Annotated in this window: 22 protein-coding genes, 1 riboswitch and 1 other annotated feature; of the genes, 1 reads left to right on the top strand and 21 read right to left on the bottom strand. The window is 35.6% G+C overall.

The features are described from left to right. Positions 1-144: 144 nt before the first annotated feature. From radC to BN3107_RS20005, 19 genes are all read right to left on the bottom strand, one after another. Positions 145-813: a RadC family protein gene (gene radC, locus BN3107_RS08695; protein WP_058307942.1), complete on the bottom strand. Its 669-nt coding sequence runs from the start codon at positions 811-813 to the stop codon at positions 145-147. Positions 814-1,591: 778 nt separating this feature from the next. Then, a complete protein-coding gene (locus BN3107_RS08690; protein WP_058307243.1) occupies positions 1,592-2,479 on the bottom strand; it encodes an SPOR domain-containing protein in 888 nt (295 codons plus the stop codon). Between the two features lie 198 nt (positions 2,480-2,677). Beyond that, positions 2,678-3,247 (bottom strand): type 4a pilus biogenesis protein PilO, encoded by a 570-nt coding sequence (gene pilO, locus BN3107_RS08685; protein ID WP_058307242.1) that lies wholly within the window; start codon positions 3,245-3,247, stop codon positions 2,678-2,680. Beyond that, positions 3,237-3,773, bottom strand: coding sequence for a hypothetical protein (locus BN3107_RS08680; RefSeq protein ID WP_058307241.1), 537 nt, complete (start codon positions 3,771-3,773; stop codon positions 3,237-3,239). The genes pilO and BN3107_RS08680 overlap by 11 nt, the downstream gene beginning before the upstream one ends. A gap of 13 nt (positions 3,774-3,786) precedes the next feature. Continuing rightward, the gene (pilM, locus tag BN3107_RS08675; protein ID WP_058307240.1) at positions 3,787-4,746 is read right to left on the bottom strand and encodes a type IV pilus biogenesis protein PilM; all 960 of its coding nucleotides are present in this window, start codon (positions 4,744-4,746) and stop codon (positions 3,787-3,789) included. 30 nt (positions 4,747-4,776) lie between these two features. Further along, complete coding sequence (locus BN3107_RS08670) at positions 4,777-5,535, bottom strand: prepilin peptidase (RefSeq protein WP_316245027.1); 759 nt, start codon at positions 5,533-5,535, stop codon at positions 4,777-4,779. Positions 5,536-5,590: 55 nt separating this feature from the next. Further along, positions 5,591-5,965, bottom strand: coding sequence for a prepilin-type N-terminal cleavage/methylation domain-containing protein (locus tag BN3107_RS19355; protein ID WP_077065083.1), 375 nt, complete (start codon positions 5,963-5,965; stop codon positions 5,591-5,593). Positions 5,966-6,104: 139 nt separating this feature from the next. Further along, positions 6,105-7,307, bottom strand: coding sequence for a type II secretion system F family protein (locus BN3107_RS08660; RefSeq protein ID WP_058307238.1), 1,203 nt, complete (start codon positions 7,305-7,307; stop codon positions 6,105-6,107). A 16-nt stretch (positions 7,308-7,323) separates the two neighbouring features. After that, the gene (locus tag BN3107_RS08655) at positions 7,324-8,364 is read right to left on the bottom strand and encodes a type IV pilus twitching motility protein PilT (RefSeq protein ID WP_058307237.1); all 1,041 of its coding nucleotides are present in this window, start codon (positions 8,362-8,364) and stop codon (positions 7,324-7,326) included. Between the two features lie 15 nt (positions 8,365-8,379). Next, positions 8,380-10,011 (bottom strand): GspE/PulE family protein, encoded by a 1,632-nt coding sequence (locus BN3107_RS08650; RefSeq protein WP_058307236.1) that lies wholly within the window; start codon positions 10,009-10,011, stop codon positions 8,380-8,382. Positions 10,012-10,026: 15 nt separating this feature from the next. Further along, positions 10,027-11,547 carry a pilus assembly PilX N-terminal domain-containing protein gene (locus BN3107_RS08645; protein ID WP_058307235.1) on the bottom strand — a complete coding sequence of 507 codons (1,521 nt, stop codon included), beginning with the start codon at positions 11,545-11,547 and terminating at the stop codon, positions 10,027-10,029. A gap of 9 nt (positions 11,548-11,556) precedes the next feature. Next, positions 11,557-11,976, bottom strand: a complete 420-nt coding sequence (locus tag BN3107_RS08640; RefSeq protein WP_058307234.1) for a PilW family protein — start codon at positions 11,974-11,976, stop codon at positions 11,557-11,559. 18 nt (positions 11,977-11,994) lie between these two features. Next, complete coding sequence (locus BN3107_RS08635; RefSeq protein WP_058307233.1) at positions 11,995-12,432, bottom strand: type IV pilus modification PilV family protein; 438 nt, start codon at positions 12,430-12,432, stop codon at positions 11,995-11,997. A gap of 71 nt (positions 12,433-12,503) precedes the next feature. Next, positions 12,504-13,763, bottom strand: coding sequence for a bifunctional folylpolyglutamate synthase/dihydrofolate synthase (locus BN3107_RS08630; protein WP_058307232.1), 1,260 nt, complete (start codon positions 13,761-13,763; stop codon positions 12,504-12,506). Between the two features lie 95 nt (positions 13,764-13,858). Then, complete coding sequence (locus tag BN3107_RS08625) at positions 13,859-16,510, bottom strand: valine--tRNA ligase (RefSeq protein ID WP_058307231.1); 2,652 nt, start codon at positions 16,508-16,510, stop codon at positions 13,859-13,861. Between the two features lie 399 nt (positions 16,511-16,909). Then, positions 16,910-17,143 (bottom strand) — a binding site (T-box leader). A 59-nt stretch (positions 17,144-17,202) separates the two neighbouring features. Further along, positions 17,203-17,982, bottom strand: a complete 780-nt coding sequence (locus tag BN3107_RS08620) for an ABC transporter permease (protein ID WP_058307230.1) — start codon at positions 17,980-17,982, stop codon at positions 17,203-17,205. Further along, positions 17,975-18,616 (bottom strand): ABC transporter ATP-binding protein, encoded by a 642-nt coding sequence (locus BN3107_RS08615; RefSeq protein ID WP_058307229.1) that lies wholly within the window; start codon positions 18,614-18,616, stop codon positions 17,975-17,977. Before BN3107_RS08615 ends, BN3107_RS08620 begins: the two co-directional genes overlap by 8 nt. Positions 18,617-18,864: 248 nt before the next feature. Then, complete coding sequence (locus BN3107_RS08610; protein WP_058307228.1) at positions 18,865-20,079, bottom strand: NAD(P)/FAD-dependent oxidoreductase; 1,215 nt, start codon at positions 20,077-20,079, stop codon at positions 18,865-18,867. A gap of 187 nt (positions 20,080-20,266) precedes the next feature. Next, positions 20,267-20,395, bottom strand: a complete 129-nt coding sequence (locus tag BN3107_RS20005) for an anti-repressor SinI family protein (RefSeq protein ID WP_187371013.1) — start codon at positions 20,393-20,395, stop codon at positions 20,267-20,269. 35 nt (positions 20,396-20,430) lie between these two features. Continuing rightward, a riboswitch (cyclic di-GMP riboswitch) is annotated at positions 20,431-20,517 on the bottom strand. Positions 20,518-20,798: 281 nt separating this feature from the next. On the opposite strand from BN3107_RS20005, the gene BN3107_RS08605 reads away from it, so the two are divergent. Then, positions 20,799-20,987 (top strand): hypothetical protein, encoded by a 189-nt coding sequence (locus BN3107_RS08605; protein ID WP_058307227.1) that lies wholly within the window; start codon positions 20,799-20,801, stop codon positions 20,985-20,987. A gap of 1 nt (position 20,988) precedes the next feature. Here BN3107_RS08605 and BN3107_RS08600 read toward each other — a convergent pair whose 3' ends face one another. Further along, a complete protein-coding gene (locus BN3107_RS08600; RefSeq protein WP_058307226.1) occupies positions 20,989-22,005 on the bottom strand; it encodes a protein kinase family protein in 1,017 nt (338 codons plus the stop codon). Positions 22,006-22,562: 557 nt separating this feature from the next. Then, complete coding sequence (locus tag BN3107_RS08595) at positions 22,563-23,498, bottom strand: LysM peptidoglycan-binding domain-containing protein (RefSeq protein WP_058307225.1); 936 nt, start codon at positions 23,496-23,498, stop codon at positions 22,563-22,565. Between the last annotated feature and the right edge of the window lie 49 nt (positions 23,499-23,547).

Here is a 23,547-nt window from a genome sequence, read left to right as displayed (position 1 = left end):
ACCCTTCCTCGAACTACTTCATTGCTAAAATGTTATGCTTTCCTAACGTACAATAATAAGCGCCACTATACAAGCAATCTTGTATATGGCGCTATTAAAGCTTGTTGCTTCTATTATACTTAACTTTGTAAAAAATAGATAGGGCTATAAGTACCCTTTTTCTTTTAATGAGATAAATTTATGATCTCCTATAATCAAATGATCCAGTAGTTCAATTCCAATCATTTTACCACTTTCTAACAAACGCTTTGTGACATGGATGTCTTCTTGGGATGGGGAGGGGTCTCCGCTAGGGTGATTATGGGCACATATTATCGAGGCTGCTGACCTTCTAACGGCTTCGCGAAATACTTCACGAGGGTGGACAATGGAGGCATTTAAGCTGCCTATGAAAATGGTTTGGCGGTGTAACACCTGATTCTTGGTATTCAAAAAAAGAACGACAAAATGTTCTTGTTTTAAACTGCACAGCTCTTCCATTACATATTCTGCTCCATCTTCGGGGCTTCTGATGACGTATTTTTCTTTTTCCTTATATTGTTGAATTCTTTTTCCAAATTCAACTGCTGCCAATATATTTACACCTTTGGCCTGACCGATTCCCTTTATTTCAGTCAATTCTTCAATTGTTACCTCTCTTAGCATGCGCAATCCTTCAAAGTGACGTAGTACTTTTTCAGCTAATTGATGAACATTTTCCCGCGGTGTCCCTGATCCTAAAAGTATAGCTAATAATTCTTGATTAGAGAGAGAGCTTGGGCCATACTCCAATAACCTCTCTCTTGGTCGGTCTTCTTTTGGAACATCTTTCATTTTGATCGTGGCAACATCCAACTTTTTCAGCCTCCTTCAATTATACTATTTCATTGTAATGAGTAGGCCTATCTTCGGCAAACCACGAAATATAGATTATCTAACATAATAAATGGCACATTATCTTTTTTTAACATGAGAAAAAACATATACTTTCATATGTATAATTCATAATAATACGAAATTATAAAGTGAGACTTCAATCGTCTACCGAATAACTATCATTCTTCACTCAAAACGAAATTTGCTATTAATCTAGAAGTACAAACGAAGGTAAGTGCGACGTATCCTTAAGGTAATTATGAGATTATATAACTGCGAAACAACCACTCCGGCTTGTCCGCTTCCCTTTCCGCGGGAGTAGAAGCGGACGCCTGCGCTTTTCTAAGCTCTACAACTAAAGCAAGAGGATGCATTTTTGCTTTAAATCACTATCTTTTGTGGTAATTTTTTGTAGAAATAAATACCAATCTTAGCGCATTTGCAAAAATTGTTGAATCTCATTGAGCGTAGGCGGCCACTCCAACTCCTATGGGACTCGTTTTTCCTGAAGATCCACTTTTCCATGCGGTTTTTGCTTGGAAAAGTTAGCTGAAGAAAAAACCCCATGGAAAGGGGAGTGGCCAAGCCGAAGCGGTTAATACGCACATATATCATTTCAAAATTACTACATATCTAATTGCACAACTTTCCTTCTTTTATGCATAAAAATATTTATTAGTGTTCCTTTCTTGATTTCTTTGCATATTCTAGATTGGTATTACGAACGGTTACACGATTATAAATTTTCATATTTAGATAATATTGATAATAGTTGAACTTGAATCGCTTGCTCGTCTTCTAAGTCTTTTAAAACCTCGATATCATTTACCATTGCTTTTGACGAATCTGTTAGCTCTTCAGGTATAGCATCCAACCACTTTCCCTCTTCAACTAATTCTGTAGTATTTGAAAGTTGTTCTTCTATCTTTATCTCTATAGTTTGTAGCCATTCTATCTCTTGTTCTGAAACATTTATTTCATTTGAGTTTGTTTGCCATTCTTTACCTGCATAGAACTCGTTTTCAGTTGAGAAATTCGTACTCGCAAATTGTTTCGATCCTTCATGTGTTGAGTGAAGACCCACAAATACATGAAAGCTACCATCACGATGCCATACCATCCCTTTAATTCCATCGGCACTTAACTCTTGAACTAGTTCTTCTGCTCCACCTTCTGTAGAAAAGACTCCTGCCTGAGTTACAAAAAAATTAAACGCACGACCTTGATAACTTTCTGTATCAGAATTGGCCGGCTTACTCTCTTCATCTTCTCCTTCAGATGACGCTGTTACCGCTTGATTATTTGTAGAATTCGAATCAAATGCCACCTCTTCTGGATCCATATCAACGAAGATTTTTAACATCAAAAAACCTAAGAAAGAACCGATTAAGATGGCTGTTAAAGCTGACAAAATCAATGATTTATATCTAGTCCAAAACGTTTGTTTTTTCGGAGAATAAAATGGATCCGAACCCGGGGTATAATTACGTTTAAATGTTTGATCCTCATCCATTACAGGATGGTGGTTTTCTCTAATATATTCTTCCAAACTTGTCGCATTAGCTTTTTCTTTTTCAGACGATGGTTGATTCAGTTGGATCGATATTTGCTTTTTATTATTCACGAAAAATCCCTCGTTTCAAATCCTTTTCTATCACCCTATCATATCTAATCTGAAATGTAAGACGACTTTTGTCATCTCTACTAAAAAAGCTTTCATCAAAAAAAGACATAAAGTTTCACTAACAATCAAAGGCTATTATACGCTCAATTCAGCTGTTATAAAGTAAGGTTTTATTTCATTTCAAAAAAAAGCACACCGTCATGGCATGCTGTCACTAGTAACATTCGAATGTAATAAGTCCAAACCAGGAGTATAGAAGGCATCAAAATGAAGTAGAAACTTTACTTCTTTTTCATCTTTGAGCATATCTATTTTTATTTCATGAGATTCTATTAATCGTTTATCCGCTTCTATGTTTGTAACAAATTGTTGAAAGTGATCATAAGTTGGTGCAGTACCTTCTAATTGGTAGGATAGCTGCTCAAACACACCACTTTCTTCATTTGGCGGTTGTTCTTCCACTAATACTCTGTCTATATTTATACCACTTTCTTTCTTTGCCCTGTCAATTAACCTAATCATACTTTCATTGTTTTTCTCAATAGGTAATGCATTTAAGGATTCTTCAGAAATGGTTGAAATTGTTTGTTGCCACGATTGGCTCTTCTCAATATAGTTGATTTGCATATCCAGTTCCTTTTTAAGATTACCATTTTCTTCTTCAAGAGGGTCTAACACATATAATTTTGCTATGAAATAGAATCCAACTATACATACGAGAATAAAGACAAACCAAAATAATGTGGAGCGATTCCATTTAAATACCATCCTGCTCCACCTCTTTCCATTTCTCTTCATCAAATATTATCCGGTACGTCGCTTGATAATCATTTTCGTCCTGTCGTTCTATATAATCTAGGTGAACATCTATTATATACGCTTCAAATAGCAATGCCTCATTATAAGAAGCTACATCAGCAAATCTTTCTGTTACAATGGTTACTTCCAACAATTGATCTCTTACATAATGCAAATTTTGCACACCACTATTACTTGGGAGGAGTCCTCTTAATTGATCAATTAACTCTATTTGATTAGATATACGTTCTTCTATGTCTGCAGTTGCGCTTTGGTGCTGTTGAGCCTGTTCTGCTATTTTTTTAATTTGTAAAGAATTTACTTGAGCTTTACTATTTGTTTCTATTTGTTGTTCCATAGTAACTATTTCACGATTCGTGGTTAAATACGGAACGGTAACAAACCATGCCACAATAATAAACGCTATAGCGGCTACTAACACGATAAAGTAAGGGACTAGATTAATTGGTTTATGTTCAATAAAGTTTATTTGCATGTGATCACCCTAATTATTTTGAATTACCTCTAATAACAAGACCAGCAAGATCGCTATATTTAGCAGGAAGAAAATCTGGAAAATAGTCTTTTACATCTTTCACTTCCATATCGGTTTGTTCTTTTAATAATTGAATAGCTTTATCTTGAAATGGGAAATCTCCTGCCACAACCGTTTTTTCAATACCCTTTTCCCCATTTCGGACGGAATATCTGTAAAAATCAATAAATCTTTCTATCGTCAATAGATTTGAATCAATTAATTCTTGCAAATCCTGATCCGAACCGCTCCATTGTAATTCTTCGACCTCAAAACTCCATGACCACATTCGGTTTTCCGTCGGAGCAGTAACATTCCTGGAAAACACTAATAAGCCCTTTTCGAATGCTGCTAATACTAGGTTTTCTTTCCCCCATTGCACTACTAAGGTGTCTTGCTCTGGATTAATGTCTGACTCAAAATGCTCGTACATTCGCCAAATTGATAGTGAAGAAACATCGGCAACAACCGGATGTAAGGAAATAGCTTCCATGATTTTAATAAACTGTTCCAGTAAGTCTCTAGGATAAGCGATAACGAGCAGTTCATTAGAAGTTTCTGATTTTCTAATCGTTTTAAAGTCAATTCTGGGATTTTTAAATGGAAGACGTAGCTTATCGTCTGCTTCTCTTAATAAAAAAGTTTTTACTTCGTCCTCTTTTAAACCCGCTGGGACTTGGTGGTGTCTAATGGACACAAAACCATCAGAAACACAAAAAGATACGTTAGCCCTTTTCCACTTTTTTTGTTTTACAACTCGCTCTAACTGATATTTGAAACCATTTTTATCAACTAGTTTTCCATCCTCAATCAAGCCGTCTTTTATTAAAATTTCACCATAATCGATCACATCTTCTAATCGATTTCTTTTTGAAACCATATAACGTATGTATCGATCATAGATAACTAAATGCACGTGTTTTTTTGCAAACAAGATGTCACCTTCTTTCAGGTACGGTCGCTTCTACCAAAATAAGTTTATATATGCTTGAACCATGTTTTCTCCAAAATAAAAAGTAGTTAGAGCACCTAGCATAATTGCAGGTCCAAATGGTACTTCTTTTTTTTTCTTAAATCCATTTTTAAATAGTACAATAGTACTTAACAATAAACCATACAACGTAGCAATAAAAAAGCAAAGCAGGATATAAGGAAATCCAAGTACAATACCTAATAATCCTAATAATTTCATGTCTCCAGCACCCATGCCCCCTTTACTCAGCAAAATAATAAGGGCTAGTAAGCCAAAGCCTATTGCGCTTCCGATTATACTAGACCACCATGGTTCAAGTGGATGAATGATGCGGAGTAAAACAAAAACAGGTAAAAAAAACAGTAATATTTTATTTGGAATAAGCATATAGCTGTAATCTGTCACTATGATAATAGCCAACAAACTAACGAGAAAAAGAGCAAGAATGAAGTCAATACTTAAGCCTAACATAAGATAACTAAGCATAAAGCCAAGCCCTGTAATTAGCTCCACTATCGGATAAAGAAGAGAAATTTTTTGCTGACAATGCCTGCATTTTCCTTGCTGTAATAAGAATGAAAAGACTGGTATTAATTCGAACCAATGCAATGTTTGCTGACATGAGGCACAAGCAGATCGTGATGAGGATAAAAATGTATTCTGCGGGATTCTTAAACCAACTACATTAAAAAAGGATCCAAAAATCAAGCCAAAAACAAATATAAACAAAGCTATTAACATATCCATCATCAGTTAACTCCTATTTTTTAAAAGACCCCTTACTAAAAGGGATCTTTTTTATTTATTAATTATGAGTAAATTCAAATGAGCCATCTGTATAATTTAGTGTACCATCTGGTAAAGTATCCGATTCTAAATAATCATTGGTTCTTAATTCTTCTACAGTAATGTTTGGCGTACTTTCATCACCACCATCAAATACCCAAGACGCTTCGTTAGTACCTTCAGTATCTGCTTGTGCTGCAACGTGGGCTAACCTTGCAGCATTTTCCACTAATTCTGCTTCTGCTTCTTCCGCTCCTGTTTCTGCTCTTTCTATAATATTACCAATTGCAGGAATAGCAATCGCCACGATGATACCTAAAATAACGATAACAGCTAACAGTTCAACCAATGTAAAACCTTTTTCTTTTTTTAATTCTCTCCAAATCTTTCTCATAATTGATCTTCCTTTCGTATTTATTGTTTTAATTACGTTAATTTCTATTGGTGTCTTTTAAACAACAAACTCATACAACTAGAGACTATTATACTATAATATTTGACATAACACACTATATTATTGTGACTTTAGTAATTTATAATAATTCAAATATTGTAAACATAGGTATAACTATTGCCAGTACAATTGCACCTACTACTATCGCTAGTATTATAATCAATAATGGTTCGATTAGAGCCTTTAATTTATCCGAAGCTTCATCTAAATCTTTTTCATAAAAATCTGCTATTTTATGAAGCATTTTATCTAACGATCCTGTTCGTTCTCCTACCGCGATCATTTGAACCACCATCGGAGGAATAACCGAATGTGGTTTCATCGCTTCTGCCATTGACTGTCCTCTTTCTAAAGCATCACGACTCAGGTTGAGTACTTGAGCGATTAATCGATTATCGACAATATTTTCGGTAATTTTTACAGATTGAAGTATCGGTACCGAACTGTTTAATAAGGTGCTCAATGTTTGAGTCATTCTCGTTAACTGTGATTTCTGAATAAAAGAGCCAATTATCGGTATTCGTAATTTAAAAGCATCGATTTTGTATGCAGTTTTCTCAGATTTAACTAAAAAGCTAGCTACAAGTACTAAGAAAAGAATAAATGCTAACAGTAACCACCAAGTATTCTGAATAAATGTACTCAGCTTTAAAATAAACACGGTATAAATAGGCAATGTCTCTCCAAAGGAGGCAAACAGATCGGTGAAAATTGGAACAATATAAACTAGTAAAAATATTGTAATCATAATTGCAAAAACACTTACCATTAGTGGATAGGCTAAGGCCGTTTTAATTTTTTGTTTTAAGGCATACTGCTTTTCGTAATAATTTGCCATATTATCTAGTATCTCATCCAAATTACCGCTTATTTCTCCAGCATGAACCATACGTGTTAACAATTCAGGAAAATACTTACGATGTTCTCGCATTGCATCAGACAAACTCTGCCCCTCTTGAAGATTTTCTTTTATTTTATCCAAAACAAACGCAAATGCTTTATTAGATGTTTGTTTCGCCAAAATGTCAACCGATTCATTAATAGGTATACCTGCTTCGATCAAAGTTGAAAATTGCCTTAGGAAAATTACAAAATCACGAAGTTTAATAGGTTTACCAATCGCGATATCTTTATAAAGAAAAGAATCTAATGCCTTTATTTCAAAAACTGTAACACCTTGTTGTTCTAAATGACGAACTGCTTCCATTTCTGTTTCTGCCTTAAGTTTACCTTTTTTTAACTTCCCTTGCAGACTACGGCCTTTATATCGATAGTACAGCATACAAACACCTCAATTTTTAATGAAAATCCACTTGTGAAATATACGATTTTACAACATCCCTTGATAATAAACCTTGTGATACTAAGCGTTTTATGTCCTGTTCAAAACTATGCATGCCACCCTCACGTGAAGTTTGAACAATATTGGGGATTTGGTGCATTTTTTCATTGCGAATTAAGTTTTGAATCGCTGAATTATTAATCAATACTTCAGTAGCCGCTATACGTCTTTTATTATCCACCGTTGGAAATAGTCTTTGTGAAATAACTGCTTGAAGAACACTAGCTAATTGAATACGAATCTGTTGTTTTTGGGTAGGTGGAAATACATCTATCATTCTATTTACCGACGAGGTAACATCCGTTGTATGTAAGGTACCTAGCACTAAATGACCTGTCTCAGCAGCTGTTATTGCAATCGAAATCGTCTCTAAGTCACGCATTTCCCCTACTAAAATAACATCAGGATCTTGTCGTAAACACGCTCTTAAACCACTTTTGAAATTTTTAGCATCAAAGCCTATTTCCCTCTGATCAATAATAGACTGATTATGAGAATGTAAATATTCAATCGGATCCTCGAGCGTTATAATATGTCGTTTCATCGATTGATTCATGTGATTAACTAACGCAGCTAATGTGCTGGTCTTGCCACTTCCGGTTGGACCAGTTACCAGTATCAACCCATTCTCTTTTTCGACTAACTTTTTCAGAGAAGTTGGTAACTCTAAACTATCAATCGTCGGCACTTCTCTAGGAATTGTTCTAAAAGCAATAGAAATACAGCCTCGTTGAAAGTAGACATTCACCCTAAAGCGTGATACACCACTAATACTATACGATAGATCGATTTCTTTATCATGATGAAATTTATCCCATAATTCTTCTGTTAATATCTCTCTTGCAATTGTTTCTGTATCTTCAGGCTTCATAATAAAGTCATGGTAACTTTGAAGCATTCCATTTATTCGATATATCGGTTTAGAACCAACCGTTACATGTAAATCAGATGCATGACGTTCATGAGCACCAATCAAAAGTTCTTCTAATAATGTCATAGCTACCTCCCTAATCTAATCTTCTGCAACCACTCTTAATACTTCCTCAAGTGTTGTTTTTCCTTTTTTAACCTTTTCCAGACCATCATCCAGTAAAAACAGCATGCCGTTATCCCTAGCATGATCTTTAATGGTTGTCATCGTTTGTTGGTTCATCATCAATTGACGGATCTTGTCATCAATCACTAATAATTCATGAATCGCCATACGACCTTTGTATCCTGTACCACGACAAGTATTACAACCTTTTCCTTCCGTAACATTTTCTATTTGAATCCGGCGTTTACGGAATATCTCTTTTTCCATGGCTGTTACAGGTCTTTTGGTTTTACAATCGGGACAAATAACTTTCACGAGACGTTGAGCCATAATTGCTGCCAAAGACGACACTACTAAATAGGGTTCAATATCCATATCAAACAAACGTGGAATTGCTGCAATTGAACTGTTTGTATGTAAGGTACTAAAAACTAAGTGTCCTGTAAGAGCAGACCGAATTGCAATTTCAGCCGTTTCTTTATCTCGAATCTCTCCGACCATAATAATATTTGGATCTTGTCTTAAAATAGATCGTAAACCTGTGGCAAATGTTAAACCAACCGCACTATTTACTTGCACTTGATTGACACCATCAATCTGGTATTCGACTGGATCTTCAACAGTAATAATATTAACATCATCTTTGTTTAATTCGTTGATGGATGCGTATAATGTAGTCGTTTTTCCAGATCCTGTTGGTCCTGTCAATAGAATAAGACCTGATGGTTTTTTTAATACATTCTGATAGTTTTTCTGGTTATTCGATAAAAAGTCTAGTTCTGATAAATGTTTAAAAGCATTGGAAAGATCGAGAATTCGGATAACAATTTTTTCTCCGAATACCGTTGGTAGAATCGATACACGTAAATCGATCGGACGCTCATCTATTAATGTTCGAACCCTGCCATCCTGTGGTAATCTGGACTCTGTAATATTTAAATTTGCTAGTATTTTTGTTCTAGCAGTAACAGCGTTTTGCAATGACTTTTTTAACGTTTTTTCTGTTCTAAGCACACCATCAACCCGGTATCGAATATTTATTTGATGTTCATTAGGATCAATGTGGATATCACTTGCTTTCAGAGTAACACCCGTTTGCAAAATTTGATCGAGGATCCGGATCGCAGGTGCATCTTCTTCTACGGTTAGATTCGGATCTCCAGGAGCATCATTTTGGTCATAGTATTTATTAATCGCTTGTAAAATATCGTCTCTTGATGCGATAACAGGTTTTACCTTAAAGCCTGTCGCCAACTCTAAATCATCAATTGCGTAATAATCCATGGGATCGTTCATTGCAATCGTTAATTGATTTTCTTCCTGGTGAATTGGAATTAATATATGATCACGCGCAAAATCCTTTGAAACGAAATCTAACACATATTCTTGGATTGGATATCGATACAATGAAACAGAAGTTATTCCCAGTTGTTCTTCTAATACATTTAATAACTGTTGTTCTGTAATATAACTTTGTTCGAGTAAAGCGTCCCCTAATTTTTGCCCTGCTTTCTTATTATCTAAGACGTATAGAATTTCTTGTTCGGTAATGACGTTCGCTTTTTTTAGTAAATCACCTAATTTTTGCTTTTTGAATGGAATGGCCACAGTAACACCTTCTTTCTATTTGTTCTTTTCTAATGTTTGTTCTTTTAAAAAGGCATCATTTGGTATTTCATTATTAGAAGATCCATCTGAAATTGGAAGGTCATCTGTACTTATCTCTTGAAAACTAAAGTACGTACCACCTGATAAATTCAGCGTATCTGAAATGACAGTGCCATTTAGCTTTGCTCCAGCTGTTCCATATAAATCGGCAAATGGAGCAAGTATAAATGTTTCATTATAAGTTCCACCACTCAATTCTACTCGGTTACCACCTGAAATAATAGAACCATCAAACCCACCACTAGCAGTCAACGTGACATCGGCATCTTCAGCAAATAGATGTCCATTTACTTTTTGTGAACCAGCTAATGAAAATTGCTTATTGTTTCCAGCAAGAAATAAATCTAATTTATTTACACTTCCATCTCGATTAATCGTACTACCAGAACCAAACGTGATAGCACCATTAATATAAATCGATAACGAACCATCGCCAATTAGATGAATATGTCCATTATTCATATTTAAATTTTCTACAGTGATTTCTCGGTCCTCTCCATTGGTATCAATATACAAATCACGATTACCAGTAAGTGTGATATCACGAAATGATCTGTTACGATCTAGCTGCAATGTATAACCGTTTGCTTGATAATTAGTAATGTTTACGTTTCCGTTATCCACGACAGGGTGAGAATTATACTGATCACCAACAGTTTCATCCTCAGGAACTGTATAAGTAGGTATCGAAGGATAATTGTCAAATATCTTTTGAATAGCATCGGCATCTAGTAGATCATCTTTTTTCACAAAAGGAGGTATCTCTTTATCGTAGTTTGCTGCTTTATTAAGTATTGCTTCATCACCCGCTAACGGTATGTATAATGCATCTCCATCTAAAGTTGCCCCGCCACTAATCTCAACGGCCCCTGGTGCAACACATGCTGTACCATAATTCCCTTCTAATAAGGCACCTCCAACAAATCTCGCTTGTGGCACATTACAATTCGTTGAACTAAATAATCCAGTATATGCAACCAGATTATCTGGAAGATTTATAGAGGTTCCTTGTTGCCACTTCACAAAAAGGTTAGTTGTAACAGTTCGGTTACTATTATTGACCGAGCCTATTGATTCAATACGATAGGACCTTGGATTAGCGTCAGACGTTTTGTACACGGAAACAATTGCTTTTGGGGTTGCTTGATATTGCTCTGAAAAAACATTGTCGATTACATAGTCTTCTTTTATTATCTCTTCTTCCAACTGTTGAAAAAAGGTCGCCTCATTATTAGCGGTACGATACAGCGATTCAACCGCTGTTTGTATTTCCATTGCTGTGATGTTAGTACCTGCTTCAGCAATATAGTAACTGGATTGAAACGTACGGTCTTTCGTCGTTTGCGATAAATGGCCAGCAGAAACAGTTAAGATGGTGATGCCAAGTAAGGATAAAATGACTAGTACCATCATCACCATCACTAATGCAATACCCTTTTGATTCATGTAATAATCACGATAATTATGATTCTGCAAACCATTCACCTACTTTCTCAAGGAAAATTTCGTCTGTATGGTTGTTTGTTCTTGCAGTGACGCTTGATCACTTGTCATATCTATTACTACTTGGTCATCCACTATTGTTACACGAAATGACGCAATATCGTCTGCTATGACGGTATCGTTTTTCATCAACAGATTGGATGAATAGTAATATTGATCCATGTCTATATGTAAAACATTACCTTGGACCGATATTTTGTCACTTGGTGTTGTACGAATAGCTCTGGACATAGAAGATAAGGCATTTCTTACATCTGATTGTTGTTCAACTTGTTCTGACTGATTCACAAACTGTTTTTGAGCATATAGATGAATCGATCCTACTAAGACAATAATGAGACTAAGTAGTGTGATCGCCGTTAAAAGTTCTACAAGTGTCATACCTTTTTGATTGCGAAGCATCCAACTCACCCTTTTCCTCTATTGCCATTGATAAACCGATTCTATTTTTGCTAATAAAGAGCTACTACCTCGTTCATCTGTCACAGTAACGGTCACTCTCCAAAGTGACGGTTGTTGATCATTATGTAAAAAATGAATATCTACTGAATAGTCATCGTTTTTTTGTCGTAATTGGTAGAAATCGTCACCACTGTTTGTTAAATGATATGCGTTACTTTCCATATTTGAAATCGTTTCGGTTATTGTCGTTTCTGTACTATATTGATAGATATCTTCTATCTCTGTCTGTGCAATATAATTACCATCTAATATATTTTCAGATAAAATATTTGACTTAGATGCATGTGTAAATAGGGCTAAAAAACCAAAGGAGATAAGTGAAAGGATGACAACAGAAGCTAAAATTTCAATTAATGTAAAGCCACTATTGTTTGTGAAATGATCTTTTTTAATCAATTATCTCCCTCTTTTCCTATGATATATTATTTTTTATTATACTCGTTTCATTTTCAATGAACAATACATTCTTATAACGAACCACTAATATTTGCTTTTATATAATCGACAAAATGGAGTGATCCGGTAATAATAACCATGTCTTTTGATTCACAATTAGAAAGAATCTCATTAATAGCTTGTAATGGATTTTTTTTATAATTAATATGATCGTTTATTAATTCCGAGGTTAATGCTCGTTGGTGTGGAAAGGTTGTGACTGTAATTTGATCTGTTAATTTTGATATAATTCCCAACATTTCGCTAATTTCTTTATCTCGAAAAGCGCTAAACAGCACTTTTATTTCCCCTGCGACTTTTTCATTCTTTAAAGTATCTATTAATTTCGTAACACTTTGTACGTTATGAGCGCCGTCGATAATTACCTTCGGATGCTTAGAAATCATTTCAATTCGATTAGGTACCTTTGTGCTCCATAATCCTGTTTTAATAGCTTTTTCTGTAATTTGAAACCCTTTCTTTTTTAATAATTCAATAGCTTGAATCGCTAACATAGCATTGTGAATCTGGTGATCTCCTAGCATGGATAATTTAACCTGATACGCTTGATCTTGACTATGCCATGTAAAAGTCTGTGATGCATGAATGGTAGACCAGAAATCAGTATTATAGCAGAAGATAGGTGCGTTTCGTCGATTTGCTTCATCTTTTACGACTTTGATGGAAATAGCATCTAAATCACCTATAATAACTGGCACTTGCTCTTTTATGATTCCCGCCTTGTGGGAGGCGATTTGTTCTAACGAATTACCCAGAAATTTGAAGTGATCCATGCCGATCGTAGTAATAATCGTTACTAATGGATCTACACGATTAGTCACATCTTCTCTTCCACCCATAGCTGCTTCTATGATAGCGACATCAATACTATCCTTAAAATATACAAGTGTAATTACCATTAAAATTTCATATTCAGATGGGGAGAAGCCAAGGTCATCCATCTCTTCAATAATCGGCAAAACTTCATTTAATATAGCTAAAAATTCTTCTAGAGTAATCGAGTGATTGTTAATTGCCATATGATTAAAGACAGTTGGCAAACCTGGTGATTGGAAGGTACCAACTCGATAATCACTTTCAATTAAGATTTCTTTTAAATATGCAAGAGTTGAACCTTTACCATTTGTACCAGCAATATGGATAGTGGGGATTGACTTCTGTGGATGACCTACTCTTTGTAATAAATAATCAAGTCGCTCTAAGCCAGGTTTAATTCCTAATTGGCGTCTGTCTTCCATAAACTTATTTAATTCTGCTTCTGATCGTAACATCTTTCACCCATCCTTCATTAAAAAACGCTTTAAAGAGCTAATCCCCGTTTCTCAATGTATGAAAACGGGGACTCCTCTGTACAGTCTAGTTATTTTTAATTTTGTAATTCATTTATTCGTGCTTGGACTTTCTCACGTTTGTCCATATAGTCTTTTTGTTTTTCTTTCTCAGCATCTACTACATTTGCCGGTGCTTTACTTATAAAACCTTGATTAGAAAGTTTTTTATCCACACGTTCAACTTCTTTATTAAGCTTAGCTAATTCACCCTGTAAACGAGTTAATTCTTTCTCTACATCAATTAAGCCCTCGAGTGGTAAAAAGATCTCTGCCCCGGTTACTACTGCTGACATTGCTTTATCAGGTACATTAAAACTCGTATCAATCGTTAATTGATTTGGATTACAGAAACGATCTATATAAACACGATTTTCTTCCAGTTGTATTTTTACTTCTTCATTACTTGCTAGCACCATAATTGGAATTTCTTTAGACGTAGGTGTGTCTACTTCAGCGCGAATGTTACGTACAGATCGAATAATCGCAACAAGTTGCTTCATCACTTCTGATGCTTCGTTATCGGATAATTTGTCATTAACAGTTGGCCATGATGCTCTAACGATAGAGTCACCTTTGTGTGGTAGCTGCTGCCAAATCTCTTCGGTGACAAACGGCATAAATGGATGAAGCATTCGCATAATATTATCTAATACATATGCCAATATAGACCGAGTTGTTAATTTAGCATCCTCATCTTCTCCATATAGTGGTAATTTAGCCATTTCAATATACCAATCACAGAAGTCATCCCAAATAAAATTGTATAAGTAACGACCCGCTTCACCAAAGTCATATTTATCGACATGACGGGTTACTTGTTCAATCGTCTCATTCATGCGAGTTAAAATCCACTGATCTGCTACTGATTTTTTACCCGTTAAATCAATTTCTTCATATTTTAAACCATCCATGTTCATAAGGGCAAAACGGGATGCGTTCCAAATTTTATTGACGAAATTCCAAGTTGATTCTACTTTTTCCCACTGGAAACGTAAATCTTGACCTGGACTAGACCCAGTGGATAAGAAATAACGTAAAGAGTCAGCACCATACTTCTCAATTACTTCCATTGGATCTACACCATTCCCAAGTGATTTACTCATTTTACGTCCTTCTGCATCACGTACTAAACCATGAATCAATACATCTTTAAATGGACGTTCATCATTAAATTGTTTCGATTGAAAAATCATACGAGCTACCCAGAAGAAGATGATATCATAGCCTGTTACTAATACATTGGTCGGGAAGAAATGTTTAAAATCTTCATCTTCTGTATTTGGCCAATTTAAGGTTGAAAATGGCCATAATGCGGAGGAAAACCATGTATCAAGAACATCCTGATCTTGTTCCCAATTTTCGATGTCTTTTGGTGCCTCTTTTCCTACATACATTTCGCCTGTTTCTTTATGGTACCAAGCTGGGATTCGGTGCCCCCACCACAGTTGACGAGAGATACACCAATCACGAATATTTTCCATCCAGCGTAAATATGTTTTTTCGAAACGATCAGGAACAAAATGAACTTTTTCATTATCATCCCCTTGCTGTAATTCTACAGCTGCATCTGCTAATGGCTGCATATCAACAAACCATTGTGTCGATAAATATGGTTCGACTACTGCTCCACTTCGCTCCGAATGACCAACAGAATGCATGTGATCTTCTATTTTGAAAAGAATGCCTTCACTTTGAAGATCTTTAACAATTTGCTTACGACAATCAAAACGGTCCATATCTTTATATTTACCAGCATTGTCGTTCATTGTACCATCTTCATTCATCACCAGTACCCGTTCTAAGTTATGACGGTTACCAATTTCAAAATCATTTGGGTCATGTGCTGGTGTAATTTTAACAGCACCTGAACCAAACTCCATATCTACGTAATCATCTGCAACGATTTCTATTTCACGACCAACGATTGGTAGTTTTACTTTTTTACCAATTAAATTTTTGTAGCGATCGTCCTCAGGATGAACTGCCACAGCCGTATCTCCTAGCATTGTCTCTGGTCGAGTTGTTGCTACTTCAATGTGCCCTGACCCGTCAGCTAATGGATATTTCATGTGATAGAAATGACCTTGAACATCTTTGTATATAACTTCGATATCCGATAAAGCTGTCTTAGTTGCCGGATCCCAGTTGATGATGTACTCACCACGATAAATAAGACCTTTTTCATATAATTTCACAAATACTTCTTTTACAGCATCTGACAAACCCTCGTCTAATGTAAATCGTTCACGAGAATAATCGAGTCCTAAACCTAGTTTCGACCACTGTTCACGAATAAACCCAGCATATTCTTCTTTCCAATCCCATGCTTTTTCGAGGAACTTTTCGCGACCTAGATCATATCGTGAAATGCCTTCTTCGCGAAGTTTTCCTTCTACTTTTGCTTGGGTTGCAATACCTGCATGATCCATACCTGGGAGGTAAAGCACATCATAGCCTTGCATTCTTTTGATCCTTGTGACAATATCTTGTAACGTAGTATCCCATGCATGACCAATGTGAAGTTTTCCGGTCACGTTCGGTGGTGGAATTACGATCGTGAACGGTTCCTTATCTTTGTTTTGTTCTGCTTCAAAAAACTTTCCGTTTACCCAATAATCATAACGACCTTTTTCTACTGCGGTCGGATCATATTTAGGTGGTAAATTCACTTCATTATTTTCAGACATCTATATTTCCTCCTTCTTGTATCACCAATAAAACAATTTTTTAACAACTAAAGTAAAAGTAAACATAAATTGCTGCGAAGTATTGATACTTTTGTAAGTTTGTTTAACGTGGATAAGTTACTTCTGATCTTCTTCGCGGGAATTAGTCTTCTCTTCGCGGGAAAAGTTCTGCTGTAGACGGGAATTATACTGCTCTTCACGGGAATTATCGTTTATTCCTGTGAAGAAGCAAACAATTCCCGTCTACAGAAAGGTATTTCCCGTGAAGAGATTGACAATTCCCGTTAACAGCACTTGAATTCCCGTAAAGAGACTCTACAATCTGGTACTTCGCAGTTTAGTTTTTTTGCTTTTTAGGTGTTGTGTGTGATGCAATATAAAAACCCTTTTCGGCCTTGTATAAAGGACGAAAAGGGTTTGATTCCGCGGTACCACCTTTGTTTATAAGTATCGCTACTTATACACTTGATTAAATAAAGATAACGGGTTCACCGGCTATTGCCTACTTTTTTGTTCAGCAAAGCTGCATCAGAGACTACATTCCTTCATCTTTTTTCGAGAAAATCTTTCAGCCTACAGGATTTTCCTCTCTAACGAACAGTGTGAAGTACTCCTTCTCATCATCGCATTTTAAAATTTGTCATTCATTATATGTTATTTTATCTAAATAGTAAGGATCAAGTCAAGTTTAATTATAACTTTAATTGAGCGTATTTATTAAAAAAGGTCTTATATCCTAAATATAAAAATAAAATGACAGACAAAGAAACACTTCCCGTAATACCCAACATAATCGCTATTTGGTATTTTATCGCATCAAGAGGACCCGCGCCTGATAAAATCACACCTGTCATCATTCCCGGTAAGAACACGATACCCATCCCTACCATACTATTGATTGTGGGCAAGATAGCGGAATCAAATGCATGATTGACGATTCCTTGTGACGCTTTATTTGGTGTAGCTCCTAACATTAGAGCTGCTTCCACTTCCTTCTTTCTTGAGGTAAAACCTTCCACTAGGGCACTCACCCCTAATGTGATACCAGTCATGGAATTACCTATCAACATTCCAGCAATAGGTATAAAATAGCGTGGGTCATACCAAGGTGAGAATTGTACTACAACAAAATCAAAATAAATAAAAGCGAATAATGTACCTGATACCATTGCAAAGGCAATGATTTTCTTTAAGTCTTTACTCAACCTTTGCTTTGTCCTCTTGAATATATTATAAACTGCAAATGTTTCCATTATTACTAGTACGATTAAGGAATAAATCATTTTTTCATTTTCAAAAATGTACATTAACACGTAGCCGACTAGCACAAGTTGTATCGTCATCCTTAATGTTGCAATCACAATTTCTTTTTCTCTCGGAATTTTTCGCCAACGTACAATCGCTAACAGAATAACAATAAAAATGTATGCTGATACAAGCTGCCAAATTGTAATTTCTAACATTTCATTCATGATAGCCACCCGCCTTTGATAAAATCTCATCCATATAAATGATTCGATCGCTGTATCTTTCAGCAATTTCTTTTGAATGGGTCACCATGATCACTGTTTTTCCTTTTCTTTTTATCATTTCGGTAAAATAATCCATTACCGCTTTTTCTGTATCTTCATCTAGTGCAGAAGTTGGTTCATCCATTAAATATACAGTTGCGTTCATTAACAATACACGACCAAATGCCAGCCTCTGTTGCTCTCCACCTGATAAATTACCTGCATCATCATTTAAGTCCTTGTTTAAATGCAATTCTTTCAGTAATGTTTTCAATTCCTGATCTGCTGCTTCCTCTTTACCTGAAAAACGTAATCCTGCCAAGAAATTATCACGAACTGTTCCTTCGAATACTACAGGATCTTGACCTAACATAACCACTTCTTTTCTCAACTCGACAGGATCCAAAGCAGTAATTTTTTCTTTTTTAAAAAGTACTTCTCCATCATCAGGTGTTAACATACCATTAAACATTTTAAGTAAGGTAGACTTACCACTACCACTTTCACCAAATAGGCAATAAATCCTGGCTGAATCAAGTTCCAGTTCATTTATATCAAGAATATCTTTATATTTTAAATGTTTTATTTGAAACATAACGAACCTCCTATCTTGTTATCCTTAGTATGTCAGTTATGTAATGAATTAGTACGATGCCGCCTTCAATACCTGTATCTCTCCATTAAAAAAGCAGATACATTAAGAAGTACCTGCTTTTTTTCTTATCGAAAATCTCGTTTATCTTCCATTTTTCTTGAGACTAATACGTAGGCAACTGTTGCAGCTACGGTTAAAAATGTATAAAATAATGTATTTTTCATGCCACTTCCTCCTCATATTTTGTATTAAAATGGACGGAATTTTCCTTTTCTTAATACTAATTTTGGTCCACCTAATAAAAATAGATATCGATCATCGATTACATTTTTCATTACTTTAGCCTGCATACCATAGATCTTATTTCCATCAAAAACTGTACCCATGGCATCACTACCTCCTAATGAAGCGACGGTACCTTTATCATCAAACTGAAACTCTTTTAATGTACCACCGTAGATCATCGTTTTTACGTTATGAGCACAAACATCTGCTTCTTGAATGGCGATTTGAGCTGTTGGTGGGTAAGGTTTACCTGTTTCATTATTCATTACCCAAGCGCAATCACCTAATATAAATACTTCATCATGACCTGGTGCTCGTAACGTTGCATCAACATTCACTTTGCCTTTTGTTAATTCGAACCCAGCTTCACCTACAAGGCGATTTGCCTGTACTCCACCGGTCCATACGATGGTACCTGCTTTAATTTCTTCTTGTTCCTCCCCGACCACAACTGCATCTGATTTTACTTCTTTAATCATTGTACCAAGCTTAAATTCGATACCTCTAGCTTCAAGAGATTCTTTCGCATATGCAAGTAATTCATCATCAAAACCTGGCAGAATAGTGTCCATTGCTTCAACATCGATTATTCTGACATCCTGACGAGGAATATCATATTTTTTACAAAGTTGTGGAATCCTCTCTGCTAATTCACCTAAAAATTCGATCCCGGTAAATCCTGCACCACCAACAATAATCGTGAGCATGCTTGGATCTGGATTTTTTTCATTTCGATAACGAGCAAATTGATATTCGATATGGTCGCGAATCATCCGACTTTTATCCACGCTTTGAATAGAGAAAGCATGCTTGTCCATTCCTGGAATTCCAAAGGTTGCTTTTTCAAAACCTAAACCAATCACTAAATAATCGTAACTTAATTCACCATTTTCCAATTGCACTGTTTTTTCTTCTTTGTTAATTTTCACAACGGTATCATGCACAAATTGGACACGCTTTGTATTAATTACATCTGAAATCATAATCCGAGAACGGTTGACATCAATGGTACCAGCTGCCACTTCATGGAGCCATGTTGTCTGATAATGATAGTTATGTTTATTAACTAATGTAATTTCTACTTCTTCTGCTGGTAATTGTTGTGTTAATCTTTTCACGGACATCATACCAGCGTAACCAGCACCAAGCACAACAACTTTCAATTTACTTCCTGACATCGAATCCTTCCCTTCCTTGTTATTTAAACGACAAACCAGGTTAGGTTTTGTCATTGCAAGCAATTATATGTATAAATTTACATATTCAAGTACAGTATATCAAACCTAAAAAAGAGCGTCTAACAACTTATACCCATTTAAGCAAAATAAAAAACCCTATACGAATACAGGGTTTTAGAAAATATTGCTATTTTACACACTCTTTTAATTTATTTTTGTCCAAATAAGCTCTTACTTCATCAGCTGAATAGCCTTTTTCTTTTGCCTTTGCCATTAAATAAATCCATTCGTAATCCACGTTTTGTTTTGTTTTCATAAACGTAATCCCCTCCTAAAATACAAATCTGTATTTCAGGCAGCTCAGCCATCCGAAAACTATGTAAATACGGACCTGTAACTTTGCGTCCCCATTTCTCAATAGGTTTGCCTTTTTCTGATCATGCAAGTCTACTTTTATAATTGATGAATAATTACGACTTCATGACTTCCTAACTACTACCCCTATTTGTAATCTGAAGCATAGATCACCTCCATTTATGAAGAACCCATTTCCGGAATTTTAAGTTACCATTCTATATATATTCGTCATCGATCTAAAAATTCCTTCAAAAATTTCATATTTTATAAAAAAAATCACAAAAAATATTGTGTACGATTCCAGTTTTGTTGCATAGGTTAAGATATAACCCTATTTAATTTATCGTGAATGAGGTGATTGTTTGGGACGTTATTATCGTTATCGATTGCCACCTTGGGCTCGTGAATGGATTTTAATTTGTGAACGATGCATTCTACCTATTGTAATTTTCCAGTGTATTCGAACACTTTTTCTACCTACTACATTTGATGTTTTATTACTTGGAATTTTAATTGGTATCTTAATTGCCTTTCAATTGGAATGGTTTTAGTCTAAGTCGTTTCTTCGACCTGTTCTCTTTTAAGAGTTTGCATAATATATTCTTGTAATTCAAAGCTAAATAATAATATACGATACTGTTTTTCTAATTCAATTGAGTCTTTCATCAAATTTCTACTTCTCTCAGGTTGCGAACATTTTCTTACAGATTGTAACCAATTGGCTGGCGAGAGCATTTGCAATACAAGTAATGACTTCTCATAATCTGAGAGATCAATATATCGACAATAAACGGAGAAAGATTCTTTTATTTTACCAAGATCACAGTCATGAAATTGAAATAGATGTTGAAAATAGGTTACTAAATCGAAAGTTGGGGAAGTCATTATCGAAGATTCCCAGCTTAAAAAATACGTATTAGTAGTCGTTATGACATAATGTGAATTCATTAAATTGCCATGACAGAGCGTGTATTTCATTTGATCTGTCTCTTCTAATTCTTCTAAATATACTTCTTGCCATCGTTCTAGCTGATTAAATAATTGTTCAAAATCACGATAATACATGCAAATTTGTAGTTCTGTTGGCGACATAAACCGTTTAGCCTCAAAATAACGGACATAGGTTAACATTTGTTCTCTGTAGCTAGACAGTTCCTGCTGAAATTGTTGTTCTAAATTACTTTTATTTTGTCTTAATGAAGTTATCTGGTGATGATTCATTGTCGAAGCATGTAGTTGCCCCATTGCATGAATAACTGTTGCATATTCATCTATCGGTTGTTCCTGGTAACGTCGTTCGATCCAGGGCATGAGATAATAGATATCTGATTGATCTTGATAAAATGGTTGTTTTTTATTTGTAAGAAATAGTGGTACAAACCCATTAATTTGCCTATGCTGAATAAATTGGTGGATTGCTAACCAACGTCCTAGGTCATTAGGTTCTAATCTAGACCTTTTTAGCGCAAATTGTTGGGAATTCGCCTTTATTCTATATACTCGTTCCGTAATTTGTTCAATTTCCTCTGGCTGTATCTGATAAGCCGTTAAGACTTTAGACCACTCCACACATCACCACTCCCAACTATAAAATCAAACTATTAGTAATCATAATTCTTATAAGACACAAACTGCGAACTAGTGACAATTTTGAATGTTTGATGAGTGCGAGCAAAAGCTCCGTCCATTTACTTCGCTTTCCGCGGGCGTCACCTCAGCCTCCTCGGCAGAAAATCACTGCCTGCGGGGTCTTCGGAAGACGCTGTTCCCGCTGGAGTCTACGTAAATGGACTACGCTTCAATAGTGTTCTGCAAATTTAGAAACAGCTAGAATGTTGATATCACAGCATATTTCATCATACTTGAACAGAGTTCTATACAAAGCGGAGGAAAAATGCGACACTCCTGGGGGAACAGCACGAGCTGAAGATCCACTTGGTAAAGTGGTTTTCTTTGCCAAGTTAGCTTCAGCCGTGCCCCCGGAAAGGGAGTGTTTTTCCGTAGCGCTGGATTAGCATTCAACAAAATACTTTTGCCAATAATTCAACGACAATTACTTCGCAGTTTAGTTTTTATATGAATTATTTAAAAAACCCCTTGGCTAAGGGACCAAGGGGTTTTTGATGCTAATCTTCCACACTTACTGGAATATAGATCAGTTGTCCAGCACTAACATCTTCTTCTTCTAAATTATTGGTTCGCATTATGTTACGGGGGGATACTTGGTACCGTTCTGCAATCGATTGTATTTGATCATCAGGTTGTACAATATACAATTTGAGACGCGTATAACTAGAAGTCTCTTCCTCTGCAAAAATATTTAATAAATAAGAGGTCTCATTTAAACGCTCTTCTCTCGCTTTTACGTTTAATTTTTCTTCAGACTTCTCCAATTCTTCATTTTCTTCCTCTAATTCACTCTCTAACTCTTCCTCTGCTTCTCTAACTAATTCTTCCGGTTGAGCAACTTCTTCTATCACTTCTTCACGCTTTGATTGAATCGGAACAACCTTTTCTTGTTCTTCCTCTATCTCTTCCGGTTCTTCCACATTAAAGTGAAACTCATTTGAATCTTCTTTTTCTTCATCCAATCGATTCTCTTCTAATGATGGAAGTGTGTTGTCTAATTCTTCAACCTCTATTTCGTTATCACGAATACCATGTACCGCTAATGTTGCTTCGATTACCATCTCATCGCTCATGTCCAAAGAATAATCAAAATGTTCTACTTCAATTGACACCTCGTCTAGTGATGCTATTCTCTCCATCGGAATAGAAACATCAATCAAGAACTTATGAAAAAATTCGTTTACTTCATCTGATAAGGATTCAACCCTTTCAACGTATGTGGCTTCTGTTTGCCTTTGCTCTGTATCATCAGATGGTTCGTTATTTTTGATATATTCCCCTTTAAGCTCCATTACTCCCCTGATCGATAACGTATTTCCGATCTCCTCCATTGAAATAACTGGTTCTAAACCGATTCCTAGCATTTCTTTAATTTGCTGTTCCCTATCAAAAGCTATCGCTTCATGAATATTAAATGTAAAGACTTCTTGCAAAGCACTTCCCCCTTCCTTTTGCTTAGCTAAGGCGTACTAGCATCTCAAT

The sequence above is a fragment of the Gracilibacillus massiliensis genome (assembly GCF_001458115.1).
Taxonomy (GTDB): domain Bacteria; phylum Bacillota; class Bacilli; order Bacillales; family Amphibacillaceae; genus Gracilibacillus; species Gracilibacillus massiliensis.
This window is presented reverse-complemented; position numbering and strand designations above follow the sequence as displayed.